At 66.1% G+C, this 18753-nt stretch carries 17 protein-coding genes; 16 read left to right on the top strand and 1 reads right to left on the bottom strand.

Annotated features, from left to right (window positions below):
* Positions 1–50: 50 nt before the first annotated feature.
* Positions 51–1058 (top strand): FAD:protein FMN transferase, encoded by a 1008-nt coding sequence (locus DK368_RS07095; RefSeq protein ID WP_114393240.1) that lies wholly within the window; start codon positions 51–53, stop codon positions 1056–1058.
* Positions 1058–2710, top strand: coding sequence for a sulfite reductase subunit alpha (locus DK368_RS07090; RefSeq protein ID WP_114393239.1), 1653 nt, complete (start codon positions 1058–1060; stop codon positions 2708–2710). Before DK368_RS07095 ends, DK368_RS07090 begins: the two co-directional genes overlap by 1 nt.
* Positions 2711–2755: 45 nt before the next feature.
* Here the strand turns inward: DK368_RS07090 and DK368_RS07085 are convergent, their stop codons facing one another.
* On the bottom strand, positions 2756–3316 hold the full coding sequence (locus DK368_RS07085; protein ID WP_114393238.1) for a Pycsar system effector family protein: 561 nt from the start codon (positions 3314–3316) through the stop codon (positions 2756–2758).
* A 680-nt stretch (positions 3317–3996) separates the two neighbouring features.
* Here DK368_RS07085 and DK368_RS07080 point away from each other — a divergent pair.
* The 14 genes from DK368_RS07080 to DK368_RS07025 all read left to right on the top strand — a co-directional run bounded on the left by DK368_RS07080 (position 3997) and on the right by DK368_RS07025 (position 18751).
* Positions 3997–4446 (top strand): hypothetical protein, encoded by a 450-nt coding sequence (locus DK368_RS07080; protein WP_114393237.1) that lies wholly within the window; start codon positions 3997–3999, stop codon positions 4444–4446.
* Between the two features lie 43 nt (positions 4447–4489).
* A complete protein-coding gene (locus tag DK368_RS07075; protein ID WP_114393236.1) occupies positions 4490–4918 on the top strand; it encodes a phage tail tube protein in 429 nt (142 codons plus the stop codon).
* 11 nt (positions 4919–4929) lie between these two features.
* Positions 4930–5301 carry a gene transfer agent family protein gene (locus tag DK368_RS07070; RefSeq protein ID WP_114393235.1) on the top strand — a complete coding sequence of 124 codons (372 nt, stop codon included), beginning with the start codon at positions 4930–4932 and terminating at the stop codon, positions 5299–5301.
* A 286-nt stretch (positions 5302–5587) separates the two neighbouring features.
* Entirely contained in the window at positions 5588–6541 is a 954-nt protein-coding gene (locus DK368_RS07065; protein ID WP_114393234.1) for a hypothetical protein, read from the top strand.
* Between the two features lie 3 nt (positions 6542–6544).
* A complete protein-coding gene (locus DK368_RS07060) occupies positions 6545–6904 on the top strand; it encodes a hypothetical protein (RefSeq protein ID WP_114393233.1) in 360 nt (119 codons plus the stop codon).
* Positions 6904–7371 (top strand): DUF1833 family protein, encoded by a 468-nt coding sequence (locus DK368_RS07055; protein ID WP_114393232.1) that lies wholly within the window; start codon positions 6904–6906, stop codon positions 7369–7371. The genes DK368_RS07060 and DK368_RS07055 overlap by 1 nt, the downstream gene beginning before the upstream one ends.
* Positions 7371–7820 carry a C40 family peptidase gene (locus DK368_RS07050; protein ID WP_114393231.1) on the top strand — a complete coding sequence of 150 codons (450 nt, stop codon included), beginning with the start codon at positions 7371–7373 and terminating at the stop codon, positions 7818–7820. Before DK368_RS07055 ends, DK368_RS07050 begins: the two co-directional genes overlap by 1 nt.
* Positions 7820–15337: a host specificity factor TipJ family phage tail protein gene (locus DK368_RS07045; protein WP_114393230.1), complete on the top strand. Its 7518-nt coding sequence runs from the start codon at positions 7820–7822 to the stop codon at positions 15335–15337. Before DK368_RS07050 ends, DK368_RS07045 begins: the two co-directional genes overlap by 1 nt.
* A 4-nt stretch (positions 15338–15341) precedes the next feature.
* A complete protein-coding gene (locus DK368_RS21310; protein WP_155524507.1) occupies positions 15342–15668 on the top strand; it encodes a hypothetical protein in 327 nt (108 codons plus the stop codon).
* Between the two features lie 3 nt (positions 15669–15671).
* Positions 15672–16403, top strand: a complete 732-nt coding sequence (locus tag DK368_RS21305) for a hypothetical protein (protein ID WP_155524506.1) — start codon at positions 15672–15674, stop codon at positions 16401–16403.
* A gap of 154 nt (positions 16404–16557) precedes the next feature.
* A complete protein-coding gene (locus DK368_RS07040; RefSeq protein ID WP_155524505.1) occupies positions 16558–17280 on the top strand; it encodes a hypothetical protein in 723 nt (240 codons plus the stop codon).
* A 130-nt stretch (positions 17281–17410) separates the two neighbouring features.
* Positions 17411–17749, top strand: coding sequence for a phage holin family protein (locus tag DK368_RS07035; protein ID WP_114393228.1), 339 nt, complete (start codon positions 17411–17413; stop codon positions 17747–17749).
* A 49-nt stretch (positions 17750–17798) separates the two neighbouring features.
* Positions 17799–18332, top strand: coding sequence for a lysozyme (locus DK368_RS07030; protein WP_240002374.1), 534 nt, complete (start codon positions 17799–17801; stop codon positions 18330–18332).
* 11 nt (positions 18333–18343) lie between these two features.
* Positions 18344–18751, top strand: a complete 408-nt coding sequence (locus tag DK368_RS07025) for a 3TM-type holin (protein WP_114393227.1) — start codon at positions 18344–18346, stop codon at positions 18749–18751.
* Positions 18752–18753: the final 2 nt, after the last annotated feature.

Here is an 18753-nt window from a genome sequence, read left to right as displayed (position 1 = left end):
GGTCGCGCCCCGGGGCCGGCCCGTCCATTTTCCTGCAGCGGTTCCCGTCCATGCGCGTCCTCATTCCGCACGACCTCGCCCCCGACACACGGCCGCCGCCGGCCAGCCGCATCGCCCTGCTGGAAGGAAGCAGCATGGGCACCAGCTGGTCGGTGAAGCTGCCCCTGCCCGGTCCGGTGGATCTGGCCGCCCTGCGCCGTGCCATCGTGGCGGAGCTGGACCAGGTCATCGCCGAGATGAGCAGCTGGGAACCGGATTCTGACCTCAGCCGCTACAACCGCGCCCCGGCCGGCAGCTGGCATGCGCTGCCGGAGGGTTTCCGCACCGTGCTGGACTGCGCCCTGGCCATCGCCCGGGCCAGCGGCGGCGCCTTCGACCCCAGCATCGGGCCGGTGGTCAATCTCTGGGGCTTCGGCCCCGGCGGCACCCCGGCGGATGAACCGCCGCCCGACCGGATCGCCGCCACCCTCGACCGCTGCGGCTGGCAGCGCATCGGCATCGAGCCGGAAACGGGCCGGGTGCAGCAGCCCGGCGGGCTGTATCTCGATTTCTCCGGCATCGCCAAGGGCTTCGCCGTGGACCGCGTGGCCGCGCGGCTGCGTGCGGCCGGTTATGTCAGCTTCCTGGTCGAGGTGGGCGGCGAGCTGTGCGGCGCCGGCATGAAGCCGGACGGCACCCCCTGGTGGGTGCAGCTGGAACAGCCCACCGACCGCCCCACCGGCGATGGCGGGGACACGCTGGTGGCCCTGCACGGGCTGTGTGTCGCCACATCGGGCGATTCGCGCCGCCATGTCCTGTCGCGCAGCGGCCGGCGCCTGTCCCACAGCATCGACCCGCGCAGCGGCCGGCCGGTGCCGGACCGCGTGGCCGCCGTCAGCGTGCTGCATCCCAGCTGCATGCAGGCCGACGCCTGGGCCACCGCCCTGACCGTGCTGGGACCCGAGGCCGGCCTTGCCCTGGCCGCGGAACAGGATCTGGCCGCCCTGTTCGTGCTGCGCGGCCCGGCCGGCTTCAGCGAGCTGCCGACCCCGGCCCTGAACGCCCTTCTGGATTTGTGATGCACCGCCGTTCCCCTGCCGCCCTGCCGGCGGCCCGCTCCGCGGCCCCCCTTGCGGTCCTGCCGCTTCTGGCCGGGTGCGCCGGGCAGAAGCCGGTGATCCTGGCCCAGACCCCCGACCGGCTGCTGCTGGCCGGTCTGCTGCTGCTGGCCTATGCCCTGTTCTGCGCCCTGATCCTGTGGCGGCACCGCCGGCGCCAGCGCCGACGCTTCGCCCTGTCGCCGCCGGCGGGACCCACCAGCACGGACGCCGCCGTGCTGGTGGCCTTCGCCAGCCAGACCGGCTTCGCCGAATCCCTGGCCCGGCGCACGGCGGAAACGCTGATCGCCGCCGGCCGCCCGGCCTGCCTGCTGGAGCTGGGGGCCGTGGATGCCGCCCGGCTGGCCGCCGCCCGCCAGGCACTGTTCGTGGTCAGCACCACCGGCGAGGGCGATGCGCCCGATGGCGCCGGCGCCTTCCTGCGCCGGGTGATGACGGCGGGACCGGCGCTGGACTCCCTGTCCTACGGGCTGCTGTCGTTGGGGGACAGCGGCTATGCCCGGTTCTGCGCCTTCGGCCGGCGGCTCGATTCCTGGCTGCGCCACCAGGGCGCCGCCCCCCTGTTCGATGCGGTGGAGGTCGATGACGGCGACCCCGGCGCCCTGCGCCACTGGCAGCAGCAATTGGGCCGGCTGACCGGTCAGGCGGCCATGGCCGACTGGACCGCCCCGCGCTACCGCCCCTGGGTGCTGGAGCGCCGCCATCTGCTGAACCCCGGCAGTGCCGGCGGGCCGGTGCATCTCATCGGGCTGCGCCCCCCGGCCGACGCGGAGGATCTGCACTGGACGGCCGGCGACATCGCCGAGATCGGCCCCTGCAACCCGCCCGACGCCGTGGCCGATGCCCTGGACCGGCTGGGCCTGCCGGCCGATCTGCCGCTGACGGCCGAGGAGGAGGCGCTGACCCTGGCGGCCCTGCTGGCCCGCAGCCGCCTGCCCGCCGATGCGGCGGGCTGGGCCGCACTGGCCGACACGGCCCCGGACGATCTGGCCGACAGGCTGGTGCCGCTGCCGCACCGGGAATATTCCATCGCCTCGCTGCCGCAGGATGGGCGGCTGGAGCTGGTGGTGCGGCAGATGCGGGACGCCGCGGGGCGGCTGGGCCTCGGCTCGGGCTGGCTGACCCGCCATGCCCCGCTGGACGGGCCGGTGTCGCTGCGCCTGCGCGAGAATCGCGGCTTCCACCCGCCCGAGGCCGGCCGGCCGCTGATCCTGATCGGCAATGGCACCGGCATCGCCGGGCTGCGGGCCCAGTGGCGGGCACGGGCGGCGGCAGCCAGTGCCGGACCGGTCTGGCTGGCCTATGGCGAGCGCAGCCGCGCCCATGATTTCCTGTTCCGCGACGAGATCGAGGGCTTGCAGGCCAGCGGACTGCTGCGCCGGCTGGACCTGGCCTTCTCCCGCGACCAGGCCGAGCGGATCCATGTCCAGGACCGGCTGCGCCCGGCCGCGGCCGAGCTGCGCGCCTGGGTGGCCGACGGTGCTGCCCTCTATGTCTGCGGCAGCCTGCAGGGCATGGCCGCCGGGGTGCAGGCGGCCCTGACCGAGGCCTTGGGCGCCAACACGCTGTCCGATCTGGCCGAGACCGGGCGTTACCGCCGCGATGTCTATTGACCCGCCTGGGGACCCGCCCGGGGGATAGCCGGCATCGGCGGAGGATCAGCCGGCGAAGGGCGGCTTCAGCGCCAGCAGCGCCAGCGCGCTGAACACGGCCACGGCCACGGTGGCGATGAGGATCATGGCCGACCGGTTGAACATCCGGTACTTGTGATAGGCGATGCGGCTGTTGGCGGTGATCTGCGCCACGAGATCATCGAAATACTCGTCCCGGCAGAAGCGCCCCTCCTCGGGGTAGTAGCGCTGGCGCAGCAGCAGGCTGTAGTCGGCCGCGTTGAGATGAAGCACATCGGCGAAGAACAGCAGGTCGCAGGGCCGCCCCGGCACCGGCCGCCGCGCCCTGAACGGCAGCCGCGGCAGGAAGGAGATCAAGGTCAGCACCGCCACCAGCAGCACCGGCGGCACCGTCAGCAGCAGCGGAATGATGACAAAGGCCTGGGTATGGTCATCCGTCACGGCCTTGGACACCGCCACCAGCCAGGCCGAACAGAAGGCCAGCATGGCGCCGTTCTTCGCCTCGGCGAATTTCAGGAAGTCGATGACGCGGGCCAGCTGCGCCGTCAGCAGCTTCTCGTAGCCTTCATCCTGATCACATGTGGCCATGGCGTCCCCGTTGCGCCCTCGTCCAATCCGCTGCCGGGCAGCCGGCGCACAGACGCGGCGCACGCGACCCTAGCCAAAAGTGAGGGAGGCTGTCGAGACAGCGTGTCGCAGTTCAATACCGGTTCATAATGACCGGGGCACGACCAGGACACGGCGGCCTTCCGCCCGGCACGGGACAGCAGTGCCGACGGGAACTGCGGCCGGACCACGCACACCCATGCGCCCTTGCATCCTTATCCCGCGCGATCCCGATCAGCCGGACAGGTCGGGCCGCCACGATCCGAAACCAGAATGCAGCAGAGACAGCAAAAAATACTATTTTTTGTAGAAAAACAGCCGGCCTCCTCCCAGACTCTGCCTGTCAGGAAGCCGGCTTCAGGGATTATTTTCCCGGACAGACCTGAATAAGGTCCGATTTAAAGAAAATAGTCCTTGACGCCCGGGCGGGACGCTGGCAGGATCACCTCAACATCGCCCATCGTCCGCCCTGTGGCGGCGCAGCGATGAACGGTACGACGAAACAGAAGGGCCTGCACCGGACTCCGGGGCAGGCCCTTTTTCGTTCTGGCTTTCGTCAACAGCCCTGATGTCCCGCGGACGGCCCCGCCGTCCAAGACACAGCACACCGGTCCGCCCAGGGCGGACCGGCACGGCGACCCCTGCCTGGAGTGAAGCACCCCATGCCCCATGTTCGACAGCAGATCCGCGACCGGCTGGTCGCGGATCTGACCGGGCTTCCCACGTCCGGCAACCGGATCTATCCGGCCAAGCGGACCCCGTGGGACCATACGGCCGGGCAGCTGCCCGGCATCGCCCTGTACACCGACACCGAAACGGCGGTGCCGGCCGACAAGGCCGGACGCCATCTCCGCACCCTCACCCTGGTCGTCGAATGTGCCGCGCGCGGTGACGACCGCGGGGCCGAGGACAGCCTCGACACGCTCTGTGCCGAGGTGGAGGCCGCCATCGCCGCCATCGGCGGCCTGGACGGCCTCGTACAGCAGGTTTCCCTGGTGCGCACGGCCCCTCCGCCGGAGGACGTCGACATCGGCGACGCCACGGCCGCCAAGCGGCTGGAATACAGCGTCCGCTATGCCACCAGCGAAACCGACGCCCAGGCCGTAGCCTGAGCGTCGGACCTTTCCCCACATCCACCACAGTCAGGAGAAGACCATGGCCGTTGAGGTCAAGGGTACCGAGTGCCTTCTGCAGATCGGCAACACCGCCACCGGCGCCACCGGCTACACCACCCTGGAAGGGCAGACCGACACCAGCTTCGATGGTTCGGCCAAGATGATCGAAACCACCGCCAAGGACAGCGGCGGCTGGGTCACCAATGTGCCGGTCTCCGTCAGCGGTGTCGTCAACTGCTCCGGCAAGCTGCGCGGCAGCCGGGCCCAGCTGGACAAGCTCGAAGCGGCCTGGGCCGCCCGCTCCCCGTATGACTGCCAGATCCTGTTCGATGCCGCGGGCAACGGCTACAAGGGCGGCTTCTATGTGTCCAGCCTGAAGATCACCGCGCCGACGCTGGACGTCACGTCCTACACGCTGGCCCTGACCCCCGCGGCCGCCCTGACCCGGCTGACGCCGTCGGCGGGCTGAGGAGCCAGCCCATGGCGAACCCCCATGCGGGTGAGGTGAGTCTCACCCTGGCGGGCCGGCCCTACACCATGCGCCCCAGTTTCGGGGCCATGGTGGAGCTGGAGGAGGCGCTCGGCTGCGGCGTCACCGATCTGGCCTCCGCAATCCTGGCCAAAGGGGCGGCAACCCTGCGGACCAGCCAGATGGCCGCAATCATCTGGGCCGGTCTGAAGGGAGCCGGGACGGAGCTGTCGCGCGACGAGGTGGGAACGCTGGTGGTCCAGACCGGCCTTGCCGCCTGTATCCATCCGGCATCCCAGCTGCTGGCCAACATGCTGACCGGCGGCCAGCCGCCGCGGGAGGATTCCGCGGGGGAAGCGATGGCGGCGGCGGGAGCGGCGTAGAGCCGTTTCCCTACCGCCGCCTGCTGGGCATCTGGGCCGGTGTTCTGGCCCAGCCGCCCCGGACCTTCTGGGATGCCACCCACCATGAGTTCGCCGCCGCTCTTTTCGAATGGCGGCTGAGCCGGGGCGACCCGGACGCGGCGGCCATGCTGCGCCGTGACCGTTTCAACCGGTTCCGTCACCGGCTGGAGCAGCGGGGGGTGGCGTGATCCCCATGGCCGGCCCGGATGGGCCGGCCATGCCTCCGCCAGCCGGCAATCGTGCAGAGACGGCAAGATGAGGTGACATGATGGCAGATACAGACGCGACCTCCGCCCAGGTCCCGCCCAACATCGAAGAGCTGGTCCAGGCCGTTGCGGCCTTCAAGGACACCGGCACCAAGGCGCTGAACAGCCTGGGCGAGGCCGCGGAAAAGCTGAAAGGGGCCCTCGGCAAGGGCTCCGGGTCCGACGGAACGGCGAATGGAGGCAAGGCCGGCGGAGAACCGAACGACTATGTGAAGAAAATCGGCAACGAATTCGGCAGTCCCGAGGACAAGAGGAAGAGAGAACTCAAAGAGCTTGAAGATAACAAGGAAGCCATTGTCCAATACAGCGGCGAGGATTCTTACAACAAAGCGAAAGAATCCATCGAGTCGCAATATGACGGCACCAAAGAACTCAACAAGAAGCTGACCGACTCACTGTCGGGCGTGGGTGACGCCTTCGTGAACGCCCTGGCCAAGGGCGAGAATGCGTTCAAGGCCTTGAGGACGACGGCCCTGAATGCCGCGGCAGATATCGCCGCCTCCATGATGAAGATGGCGATCCTCAATCCCCTGATCAATTCCCTGTTTCCCAGTGCCGGTCTGCCGACCCTGACGGGCTTCGGCGGCGCGCGGGCCGGTGGCGGCCCCGTGTCGGCCGGCAGCGCCTATCTGGTCGGCGAACGGGGACCGGAACTGTTCCTGCCCGGCACGAGCGGCAGCATCATCCCGAACCATGCGCTGCAGGCCCCGTCCTACAGCAGCGCCGCCAGCGCGGGCGCAGGGGGAGGACTTCAGGTCGTCGTCAACAACAACGCACCCGGCGTCCACACGCAGGCGGAGGAACGCACGGGGGCCGACGGCTCGCGCCAGCTGGAAATCATAGTCGAGCAGATCGCCGACCGGGCCGTCACCAAACGCTTCAACAGTGGCCGTGCCGACCGCGACATGCAGTCGAATTACGGCCTGTCCCGTTCCCCCATCCGCCGGAGCTGAATCATGGCCCCCTTGTCCTGGCCGTCCACCCTGCCGGTCTATCCCCTGCTGGGGACGACCGGCCGTTTCGGCACCACGGGTCTGCGCACCGCCATGGAGGCCGGCCCGGCCAAGCAGCGGCGCCGTTTCACGGCCGCCACCCAATCGTCGAGCCGCTCCTTCGTTCTCGATACCGCCCAATGGCAGACGCTGGAGACGTTCTGGCGGGTCACCACCGCGGGCGGCACCCTGCGCTTCAGCGCCCGCCATCCTGTCACCGGCGCGGCAGCGGACTACCGGTTCGTGGCCAATCAGCCGCCGGAATGGGAACAGATCGGGCCTGACCATTACCGCGTGACCATCCAGCTGGAGGAGATGCCCTGATGCCGACGCCCAGCTTCCGATCCGCCACCTTCGCCCAGGAAACCGGCGACGCCTTTCTGATCCTGATCGAGATCGAGCATCCGCAGATCATCGACGGCCCCCTGCGCTTCAGCAGCGATGCCGTGGACACGGTCAGCAACGGCCATACCTACACGGCACTGCCCTTCACTATCGAACTGCCGGCGGATACCGACGATTCCCTGCCGGAGGTGAAGCTCAGCATCGACAATGTCGGCCGGGAGATGGCGCAAACCATCCGTGCCCTGACCACCGCACCGACGGTCCGCGTTTCCGTGGTGCTGGCGTCCGCCCCCGACGTGCTGGAGGCCGGGCCGCTGGAATTCCGCCTGGCCTCGGCCGACGTGGATGCCGTGCAGGTGTCCGGCACCCTGGCCTGGGAAAGCCTGCTGGCCGAGCCGTTTCCGGCCGACAGCTTCCTGCCCTCCACCCATCCGGCGGTGTTCTGATGCTGCCGGGCTGGTGCGGGGCCTATGTGGGATTGCCCTACCGTCACGGGGGGCGCGGGCCCGAAGCTTATGACTGCTGGGGGCTGGTCGCCCTGGTGCTGCGCCGGCAGTTCGGGATCAATGTGCCCGACTATGCCGAGGACACGCCCGCCGAAGCAACAGACCGGGCGGCCATGGCCAGGGCGGTGGAGGCCCATAGCGGTGCCCCCTGGGTGCGTATCGCCCACCGCCCCAGCCTGCGCGACCCGCTGATCTGGCAGACGCTGGAACAGCCGGGCGATGTGGTGCTGATGCGCCGGCTGCGCTGGCCCTGCCATGTGGGCATCGTCGTCGCCCCGGACAGCATGCTGCACACCGAAGAGCGGGTGGATGCCGCGGTCGCGCCCATCCGCGGCGGCCGCGATGCCGCCACCCTTATCGCAATCTACCGTCACCGGGATCTACTCTGATGGCTGACACCCAGAACGCGCTGCCGATCCGGTTATCGGCGGCGGCGAAACCCTTTGCCTCCGATCTGGTCCGCGCCGAAGTGCCTGCCGGCGGCTCCGTACTGGAGATTCTGACCGGCCAGGGCCTGCTGCGGCAGGCCTGCGATGCCACGGTCTGGCTGGACGACTGGTGTGTCCCCCGTGCGCGCTGGGCCGAGGTGCTGCCCCGTCCGGGCCAGCTGCTATCCGTGCGCGCGTTGCCGGCCGGTGGTGGCGGCCAGGGGGGCAAGAACGCGCTCCGCATCGTAGCGACGTTAGTGATCGTGGCCATTTCAGTCTGGACGGGGCAGGTCTATGGCGCCCAGCTTGCGGCGCCGCTGGGGACCAGTGTGGCCACGGCCACGGCTCTCACGACGGCTGCCGTCTCGAGCGTCGGCATGATGGCGCTGAACATGCTGATCCCGCCGCCTAAACTGTCGGCGGACCAGATGGAGAAACGCTACAGCATCGACGCCAACAATGCTGCCAGCCCCTATGGGTTGGTGCCGGTGCCGCTGGGACGCCACCGCTGGGCGCCCCGATACGCGGCGAAGCCCTATACGGAGGTCGTGGGCGAAGATCAGTACGTGCGCATCCTGTTCGATCTGGGTCCGGGGCCGCTGGAGATCGACCGGGCCAGCATGCGTCTGGGCGACACACCGCTGTCCGACTACAGCGATGTGGAACTGGAGATCCGCCAGGGTTTTCCCGGCGATGCGCCCATCGCCCTGTTCCCCGGAACGGTGGAGGAGCTTGGCCAGGGCGTCGGCCTGCCGCAAGGCGTATTGCGCCAGAAGGACGGCTGGATTACCCGCGCCATCGATCAGGATGCGGACGAGCTGAGCCTGGATTTCATCTTCCCGACCGGTGTGTGGAGGACCACTGGGGGTGGCAACCGCAAACCGACGGAAGCTGCGGTGGAATGCCAGTACGCCCCGGTCGGGACGGAGAACTGGACGGCATTTCCCACGGATGACTCCTTTTCGCCCGGCGTGCTGCGCGTCTATGCCGAAACGGACAACAGTCTGCTGCGTCGCGGCACCCGCGTGGCCGTGGCCCGCGGCAAATACCAGGTCCGGGTGCGCCGTCTGATCGACCATGACGGCAACAGCAAATACAGCGACAGCATGGTCTGGGCCGCGGCGCGCGCCGTGCTGAACGAGGCGCCGCTGAAGACACGTGTGCCCCATGCCCTGGTGGCCATGCGCATCCGCGCGTCGGGCCAGATCAATGGCACCGTGTCCAACTTCAACCTGATCGCGACCCGGATCTGCCCGGATTACGATGCGGCCACCGGCACCTGGGTGGAGCGTCCGACCCGGAATCCGGCAAGCCTGTTCCTGTGGGTGGCGCGCGGCCCCGCCAATCTGCGTCCTGCCGCCGACCACAAGATCGACTGGCCGACCCTGGCGGCCTGGCATGAAGCCTGTGCCGCGGCCGGCTACACCTACGATGCCGTTCTGGACGGTGCCGGGACGGTCTTCGAGCGGCTGAAGCAGATCGCCGCCGTCGGCCGGGCCCAGTTCCAGGTCCGTGACGCCAAATACAGCGTGGTCCGTGACGTGCCGCAGGACGTGCCGGTCACCGTGATCACGCCGCGCAACAGCTGGGGCTTCAAGTTCACACGACTCTTTGCGGACATTCCGCACGCCCTGCGCTGCCGTTTCGCCGATGAGAAGGCCGACTACAAGACCGCCGAACGTCTGGTGTTCGACGACGGCTACAGCGAGGCCAACGCCACCCTGTACGAGGTGCTGGATCTGCCCGGCCTCACCAATGCCGACCAGGTCCACAAGGCCGGCCGCTATCATCTGGCCCAGCTGCGCCTGCGCCCCAGCATCTACGAGCTGAACCAGGACGTGGAGTCCCTCATCGTCCGCCGGGGCGACCGGGTGGATGTACAGCACGACGTCATGCTGGTCGGCCTGAGTTCCGGCCGCATCACGGGCATCGGGGCCGACCGGCTGTCGATCGAGGCGGACGAGGCCTGCCCGATGGAGGAGGGCAAGCGCTATGCCTTGCGTATCCGCCATACGCTGGGTGTGACCGAGGTGCCGCTGACCACGGTGCCAGGAGAGGCCACGCGGCTGCAGCTGACGTCGGCCCTGCCGGCGGCGGTGAAGGAGGGGGACCTGTTCGCCTTCGGCGAGGCCGGGCGCGTGACGGTGCCGCTGCTGGTGAAAGGCATCTACCCCGGCGCCGACCTGACGGCGAAGCTGGAGCTGGTGGATCTGGCCCCCGAGATCCATCAGGCCGACGCCGGGATCATCCCGCCCTTCGATCCGGGCATCGTCATCGACCGGCTGCCGGCCCCGACCGGCTTCACCCTCTCGACCGATCTGGTCATGCAGGGCGGCGCCTGGGTCACCCGGCTGGACGGACGCTGGAATCCGCTGCATCTGGATGACAGGCGGGTGGATCGTTATGTGCTGCAGCTGAAAAGCCCGGCCGGGGACTGGCGCACGGTCACGCCGGACACGCCGACCGGCTTCCGCCTGACCGCGGTGGCGCAGGGCCCCTGGCTGGGCCGGCTCTGGGCTGAAAGCGCCGACGGCCGGCGGTCGCCCACGGTGGAGGCGGAGGTCACGGTCGGGGTTGAACCCGCCGGGGCAGCCACGAATGTCCGCCCCGAGGGCGGAGCCTGGACGACGCCGGATCTGATCGCCGTCTGGGACAGCACCCTTGCCACCGACTCCGCCTATTTCGGCGGCTTCCAGGTGCAGGTATTGCACGGAACCACGGTTCTGAGCACACAGACCGTGACCGAAGCCCGGTTCGCCTATGCCTATGACCGCTACGTGGCCGATGCCGCCGCCGCGGGCGTGGCGCTGGCGCGCAGCCTGACCCTGTCCGTGCAGCTGCTGGACGCGACCGGAGACCCGGTCGGAGACCCGGCGACGGCAACCCTGACCAACCCGGCCCCGGCGGCCCCGGCCGGTCTGGCGGTCGACTCCCGGGCCGGGGCCATCTCCGTCGCCTATGCCCGCCCGACCGAAGCGGATTACGCCGGCACACAGGTCTGGATTTCCGCTGAGGACGGCTTTGCGCCCGGAGCGGCCAATCTCGTCTATGATGGTGATGGCGGTGGCCTGATCATCGTGCCGAAGCCCGGCGGCACCTATTACGTCCGCGCGGCCCATTACGACATCTTCGGGACGGACGGGCTGAACATGTCCGGCCAGCTGTCGGTTGTTGTCGGGTCCACGGTCGATACGGTTCCGCCGGGCATCCCGGGCAACCTTGCCGCCGGCAGCGTTCCCCATGCGGACGGCAGCACCGCCGTCACCCTGCGCTGGTCAGCGCCCGCCGACGCCGACCTGGACAGCTATGAGGTGGCCGTCAAGCTGTTGGCCGACAGCCAGTGGGACTATTACCCCGTCCCCAAGGGCGAAGACACCGCGGTGAAGTTCCGTATCCCGCGGACCTATGCCGCCAACACGGCGATCAACGCCAAGGTTCTGGCCGTCGATACCAACGGCAACCGCAGCGCCTACAGCAACACGCTGACCTTCACCACGGGGAAGGACACGGTGGCCCCGGCGGCCCCCGGCTCAATCTCCGTGGCGCTCTCCCCGTCGGCGGCCTATGTTTCGGTCCTGGCGCCCGCTGGCCTGGTCGGGCTGGACTACAGCTTTCTTCAGCTGGTCCGGAACAGCACCCCGCCGAATGCGGACGGCTCGCCTTCTGCCGGTGCGACGGATGTCGCGCTGCCCCGGGTGACCGTGGCGCCGACCGGCGCCGTGGCGGCCAGCTTTATCCCGGTGACCGGGCTGGCGCCCGGTTCGGCGCAGTATTTCTCGGCACGCTACGTCGATACCAGCGGCAATTACGGCCCCTGGCTTTCCACCGGGCCGCACATGCTGCCGCTGATCGCCGCCGCGGATATTGCCGATGCGGCGGTCGGTGCGGCGAAACTGGCGTCGGACATCGCCCCGCCTATCGTCGTGGCACAGGTGCCCACGGCGGTGAGCGCATCATCCCCCGCCCTGGTGGTCCACCAGGGCCAGCTGTACCGCAAGAAGCCTGACAACAGCGGTTATACGCTGGAGGTCGATACTGCCAATCTCGTCGGCAGGATCAAAGCCGACCAGCTGGCGACCGACATGGTCGTCCCGATTGCCGTGACCTCCCTGCAGGCGACGGCCTCTTCTCCCGCCCTGGTGGTCTATCAGGGCCAGCTGTACCGCAAAAAGGCCGACAACAGCGGCTACACGCTGGAGGTCGATACCGCCAATCTCGTCGGCAAGATCAAAGCCGACCAGCTGGCGACCGACATGGTCGTCCCGATTGCCGTGACCTCCCTGCAGGCGACGGCCTCTTCTCCCGCCCTGGTGGTCTATCAGGGCCAGCTTTACCGCAAGAAGGCCGACAACAGCGGCTACACGCTGGACGTCGATACTGCCGACCTGGCGGGGCAGATTACCCGGACGCAGCTTGCTGACGGTGCCGTTTCCACACCGAAGCTGGCGGCCAACGCGGTCGTGGCAGAGACGATCGCGGCCGGCGCGGTCACGGCCGACAAGGTGGCGGCCAACGCCATTACAGCCGGAAAGATCGCCGCCGGTGCCGTCGGGGCGGACCAGATCGCGGCCAATGCCATTACGGCAAAATCCATCGCCATCGCGGATACCAGCAATATCATCACGAACCCGCGCTTTGAGGTGAATGGCCGGCTGAGTACCGAGGGATGGGAACTGAACGGCGATGCCCGTGCTGATTACTATCCGGGGGCCGGTATCTCCGCATTCAGGTTGGTTGGCACCAATGCCGAAGCGTATTGGGGCGCATACGTGCCTGTGAGTGCAGGGGAGACCTATTACTTTTCCGCCTATGCGTTCCAGGAAGATCCAGCCCCCGCGCGCCTGCTGGTAGAAACGTTGAATGGTACAAAATTCCCGGTTGGCTATCCAACGCTTGCCAGCACAGACCTCAAAAACCAGTGGGTGCTGTTGGAGGCACAATACACGGTACCTGCCGATGTCATGTATCTACGCCTTATCATAAACAACGGGCACGGGCTTGAGGGGACTTACAATAATACTTACTGGACCCACATTGTCTGGCGACGGGCAGCCAGCGGCTCCCTCATCGTCGACGGTGCGGTCAGCGCCGACAAGATTGCAGCCAATGCCGTAACCACGGATAAGCTGTCGGCCAATGCCATTACGGCTGGCAAAATCGCCGCTGGCGCTGTTGGTGCAGACCAAATCGCTGCAAATTCGGTTACAGCGTTGCACTTGAGTACAAATTCGGTAACCACCGATGAATTGGCAGCTAACGCTGTAACCGCTGACAAGATTGCAGCCAATGCCATAACCGCTGCAAAGATCGCCGCCGGTGCCGTCGGGGCGGACCAGATCGCTGCAAATTCGGTAACTGCCAAGGCGCTGGTAGTTGCGGATACCAGCAATATCATCACGAACCCGCGCTTTGAGGTGAATGGGCAACCAAGCACTGAGGGCTGGCTGGTAGGTCCTTTTGACACGGTAGAACAGGCCAGTAGCGATCCGGTTGCGCGCACACGGATCATCGGTCGTTCCCGTGATGTTTTTTGGGCCAAGCATATACCGGTATTGCCGGGTGAGGCGTACTATATCGCTGCCCACGTATACAACACGGACCAAGCCGCCAGTGCAAACATCGTTATCGAGCAGCGCACACCACAAAATTCCGTTCTCGGATACGCATACATCGTTGGCACAAATACAAAAAACCAGTGGGCGCTGCTAGAGGCCCGGTTTACTGTTCCGGACGGTGTTTTCTTCATACGTTTGGACCTACAGACTGAACGTGAGTATGGGAACCGGCCCGACGTTCTATGGTCCAACGTAGTTATGCGCCGAGCGGCTAACGCCTCGATGATTGTCGACGGTGCTGTAACCACTGACAAGATTGCAGCCAATGCCATAACCGCCGATAAGATCGCGGCCAATGCCATTACGGCCGACAAGATTACGGCTGGTACTGTAACCGCAGACAAAATTGCCGCCAACGCCGTAACCGCAAACAAGATCGCTGCGGGCGCCATCACCGCCGACAAGCTGGCTGCCGGGGCTATCACGACAAGCCGGCTGGCGATTGCCGACGCCAGCAACATCATCACCAATCCGCGGTTCTCCCTTAATGACCAGCTTAGCATGGATGGCTGGACGGCCAGCGGCGCCTCCTTCTCTATTGAAAGCACCCCCTCGGACCCGGTCTCCCCGACAAGGATACGCACACGCGCCAGATCCCTTTCCTGGGACAAGGTTATCCCGGTCGTCGAGGGCGAGACCTACTACGTCGCGGCCCATGTCTGGAACACGAATGCTGGTCCGGCGGGCATATACATCGAAGCCCGGCGCGGAGACGGGTCCGTCGCCTATTACGCCTGGCCGTGCCACACCTACGCGACCAATCAGTGGGTTTTCCTTGAGGGCCAGTGGACCGTACCGTCCGACATCAAATCCCTACGTTTTATCCTGATGGTTGATGCGGGAGAGCCGCTCCCATCGGATGCCTACTGGTGCAATGCTGTCTTCCGGCGCGCCGTTGGCGAAACACTGATCGTCGACAACGCCATCAGCACCGGCAAGATCAAGGCCGGGGCCATTACCGCCGACAAGATCGCGGCCAATGCCGTGACGGCCGACCATGTGGCCGCAGGCTCCATAACCACCGGCAAGCTGGCCGCGAACGCCATCACGGCCGACAAGATCTCCACCGGCGCGATCACCGCGGACAAGCTGGCTGTCGGGAATTCTCCGAACCTCCTGCAGAACAGCGATGGCTCCTGGGGTTTGCGCTGCTGGGGCCAGCCCACGGCGTCCGGAAATATTGTCGGGGGAACGGCAACCTCCGGCGTTGATCCGGAGGGCAGGACCCCGGTCGGTAGCCATGCCCTCTACATCGCGGCCAATACGGCAACGCCGGTCCCCACGGATCAGTTCGTCGAGGTCGTCAACGCTGGCATGGAGGGTGGTGGCTACTCCGTCACCCCCGGCGCCCGTTACTATTACGGCGCCCGGATCGGGGCCATCCGCTGTGCCGCAACCGTGTTCCTCTGGTTCTATGACGATGCCGGGAACCAGATCGGCAGTTCTCCGCTCGCCCCCCTCTATCAGGGGGCCTGGGGCGGGACGCGCATCGACGCCTTCGGCCGGACCGAGGGGTTCGTGACCGTCCCGGCCGACTGCACAAAAGTTGTCTTTGCCCTGCGCATGTATGGCATTGGGGAGGGCAACCCGACTTGTATTGCAACACAATGCATGCTGGCCGAGGTGCTCCCGAACCAGACGACGCCCCCCCTGTGGCAGCCCGCAGGCGTGACCCAGATCGACGGGGCATCAATCAAGACTGGCAAGTTGCAGTCGACAAACGGGCTTACTTACTTCGATCTGGATAACAACCAGCTTGTGATCAAAAACTCTGAGACGGGTCAAAGGATGGAGATCAACAACTCCCTAATTCAGGTCTTCGACAGTAACGGCACCTTGAGGGTGCGATTAGGGATATGGTGACACCATGCCACAAGGATTGCAGATTTTTGCCCCGGACGGATCGACGCTGCTCGACGCCAATACTGTTACGTCCAGGCAGATAGGGATGCTCCGTCTTTCCAAGGAAGAAATACCTCACTCTCCGTCATATGGGGAAATCACTGTAAACAAAGATCAAAACAAAAAATTATGGTGGACAGTGGTTGCAAATGGAGAATTTCACGATGTGACTGTCGGCTCAGGCGACACTAATCCCAACAGATCAGTTTTGATATATAGCAGACAGCTGCCAGATGGCGAAGTCGTAAGCCTGGATTACACCCATGCAACGATCTTCTACGGAGAGTACTGAGCCATGCCCGTCGGATTTGTCTCCTACGCGAACAATGGGACTGTTCAGATTGATGAGAACGCCTCAAATCTTGCTTTCGTCCAAAAGCAGACAGTGATCCCAAACCAAACCTATCCTGTGAAGGGTGGATTGCTTGGAATAATCCGAAAAGCTACCGTCCAATATGTCGGCTCGGCCATTTCCACCCCATTGATGTTTGTTCATGCACCGAATAGCGGATTTTCTGTCCTGCGCACGTCATCGCAAATCGTTGGTGCCGTGGAGACCTGGAGTTGGGATATCGTCACCACGAGTAGCCAACCGCTGGAGTGCTTCTTCTTCGACCAGGCCCAGGCGACAGTATCGGGTGGCACCGGAATCGAAGTGTATGATGCCGCTGGTCGGCTGCGCATGAGCTCGGCATACAAGCCACTCGTTGTCCGGGATTTGATCTACCAGGAGTCACTGCCTCTTGGTGTCTTCAGGAGTTCCATCGCAGATTTTTCGGGTAGAAAAATTGCTGCATTTTGTCAGTCCAAGGTTGTATACGAACAAAGCGAGTTGCAATCGCCCCCATCCGACCCCAAGCCAAAGCTTTTCTGGTATGCCGGCATCCTCATGACAACAACAGAGACAACAGGAAAAGTATATGTTCTATACGAACGAACGATAGAGGGAAAAGGAATAGTCCCAGACATATACAAAGATATGAATTTCTCAACAAACATCCTGCTCGTTGACGTGACTGGCTATTAGCAGCAAAATACACACAATACCATGATTTATTTTAATTGAATTCACGCAATTATCATTCTGCAGAGAGGATATGGCATAGTTGTTCTGACTTCCGGATGCGCCACGGGCAGCACTATCCCCTCCCCTACAGCCTAATGAAAGAAGGACATATAGGATGCCCACCCCTGATCTTATTACGGCTCTTCGAAACATTGTTGAGCGGGATTTCGCCTCTGGCACTCACGTGCAGAGCGATGGCCGCGTGACCCATGATTTCCTTTTCGCGGTGGTCGCCCTGTCGGCCATAGGATCGTCCTACATCAGCCGCTACGTGCATATGGCAGCTTCCGGTCTCGGGACACTCGTTCCCGCGGAGTATGAGCAGTTCACTTCCTCATATGACATCCCGGCGGCGGTTCTGCGTGCCTACGCGGCCAAGGAGATTGCATGGCCCGATCCCATGCCGACGAATGGTGCCCCCGGTGTCATCGACCTCGAAACGTATCGCACGCTGGCCATTCAGCGCCTCGACGCGGCCGCGGAAAATCACCGCTTGAAGATCATCACCGGCGGAAGCGGCATGGCTATGGTCTATGATGGCAAGGCTGCCGAGGCCAGCTCCATTGATGAGGCTGACAGCACCCTGACGTCGTCGGACAAGTACCCCTATCTGAGCGCCGAGGTGGGCACGACCCGACGCCTTGCCGACGGACAGCCCGCCGAAACCCTTGGCGATGTCGCCGCTGTCGTTCTCGAAAAGGCCCGCGCCTTCAACAATCGTGCTGCGGCCATTGAAGGGCCGCGGCTTGCCGCCAAAAGGGCGGTGATGACGGCCGAAACGGTGCATGAGGTCGATCAGATCCTGAACGGGGTCGCCTGGCCCGACGGCATTGCGTGAGCGGCTGTCAGCCCGCTCAATGCGAGGAACACCCCGCGTGGTGTAGAGGGCAGGGCTTGGCGCCCTCCCCTCGCCGGCCCTCGAACGTCAGAGCGGCCCTCAATTCCGCAGATCGGAAAGGCATCCCGCGATGCCATTGGAGACCCTGCCGCCGGGCGAGACGGTCATGGGAGGGCTTCTGGCCTTCCTGTGGGCGCTGGTCGGTCGGCTGATGTACCGCGCCAGCGCTGCCCAGCGTGGACGCCGGCCCTTCCTGTCCATGAGCCTGCTCTATGAGCTGCCGATTGCCGTCGGCACCGGCGTCATCGGCCAGGGGGTGGCGGACTATCTGGGCCTGGCCGGCTGGCAGGCCACGGCCTGTATCGTGGTCGCCGGCTATCTCGGACCCGGCTTTACCGAAGCCGTGATCTGGCGGCTGCTGGACCGGTCGGCGCCGGCCAGCCGCAAGGGCGCGGCCGACGCGTCCTGATCCCCCGCCCGCCTGCCGGCGGGCTTTCCGTGCCGACAAGGAGGGGCAGATGCCCACCATGGACCGGTCCCGGCGCATCAACGCGCCGGGACTCGACCTCATCAAATCCTTCGAGGGGCTGCATGACGGCGACCCTTCGACACCAACGCTGGAGCCCGCCCTGTGCCCGGCCGGCGTCTGGAGCGTCGGCTGGGGCCATGCCCTGACCGACGGCGGACGCCAGCTGCGCGGCGGGGCCGACCGTGCCGCGGCCATGGCCGCGTGGCGGCGCCTGTGGCCGGCCGGCATGACCCTGGCCGACGCAGACGCCCTGCTGCGCCAGGACCTGGCCACTGTGGAGACGGGCATCGTCCGGCTCTGCCCCGTCCCGCTGACGGATAACCAGTTCGCCGCGCTGGGCAGCCTGGCCTACAATATCGGCCTGGACGCCCTGGGCGGCTCCACCCTGCGCCGCCTGCTGCTGGCCGGCGACACGGCCGGCGCGGCGGATGAATTCCCGCGCTGGTGCCGGGCCGGCGGCCGCGTGCTGCCCGGCCTGGTCCGCCGCCGGGCGGCCGAGCGCGCCCTGTTCCTGACCCCGTGATGGAGGCACCCATGTGGGACGCCTTGCTGACCCCGCTGATGGCCGTCATCGACCGGGTCCTGCCCGATGAAAAGGCGCGGGAAGCGGCCAAGCTGGAGCTGCTGCGCCAGCAGCAGGCCGGCGCGCTGGAAGAGGTGAAGGTGCAGCTGTCGGCCATCCTGGCCGAGGCGCAGAGCGCCGATCCCTGGACCAGCCGGGCGCGGCCGACCTTCCTCTATGTGGTCTATGCCCTGATCCTGGCCTCACTACCCATGGGCGTGCTCTCCGCCTTCGCGCCGGAGACGGCGAAGGCGGTGGCGGCCGGCATGCAGGCCTGGCTGGCCGCCATCCCGACCGACATTGTGGAGCTGTTCCAGTGGGTGATGCTGGGCTATGTCGGCGCCCGGTCGGTGGAGAAGGTGCGGGGCGCCGCCAAATAGGG

Origin of the sequence: Oleisolibacter albus (assembly GCF_003336875.1) — a bacterium.
In the GTDB taxonomy this organism is placed as follows: domain Bacteria; phylum Pseudomonadota; class Alphaproteobacteria; order Azospirillales; family Azospirillaceae; genus Niveispirillum; species Niveispirillum album.
The sequence above is the reverse complement of the archived record's forward strand: the minus strand, read 5'-3'. Positions and strand labels throughout refer to the sequence as shown.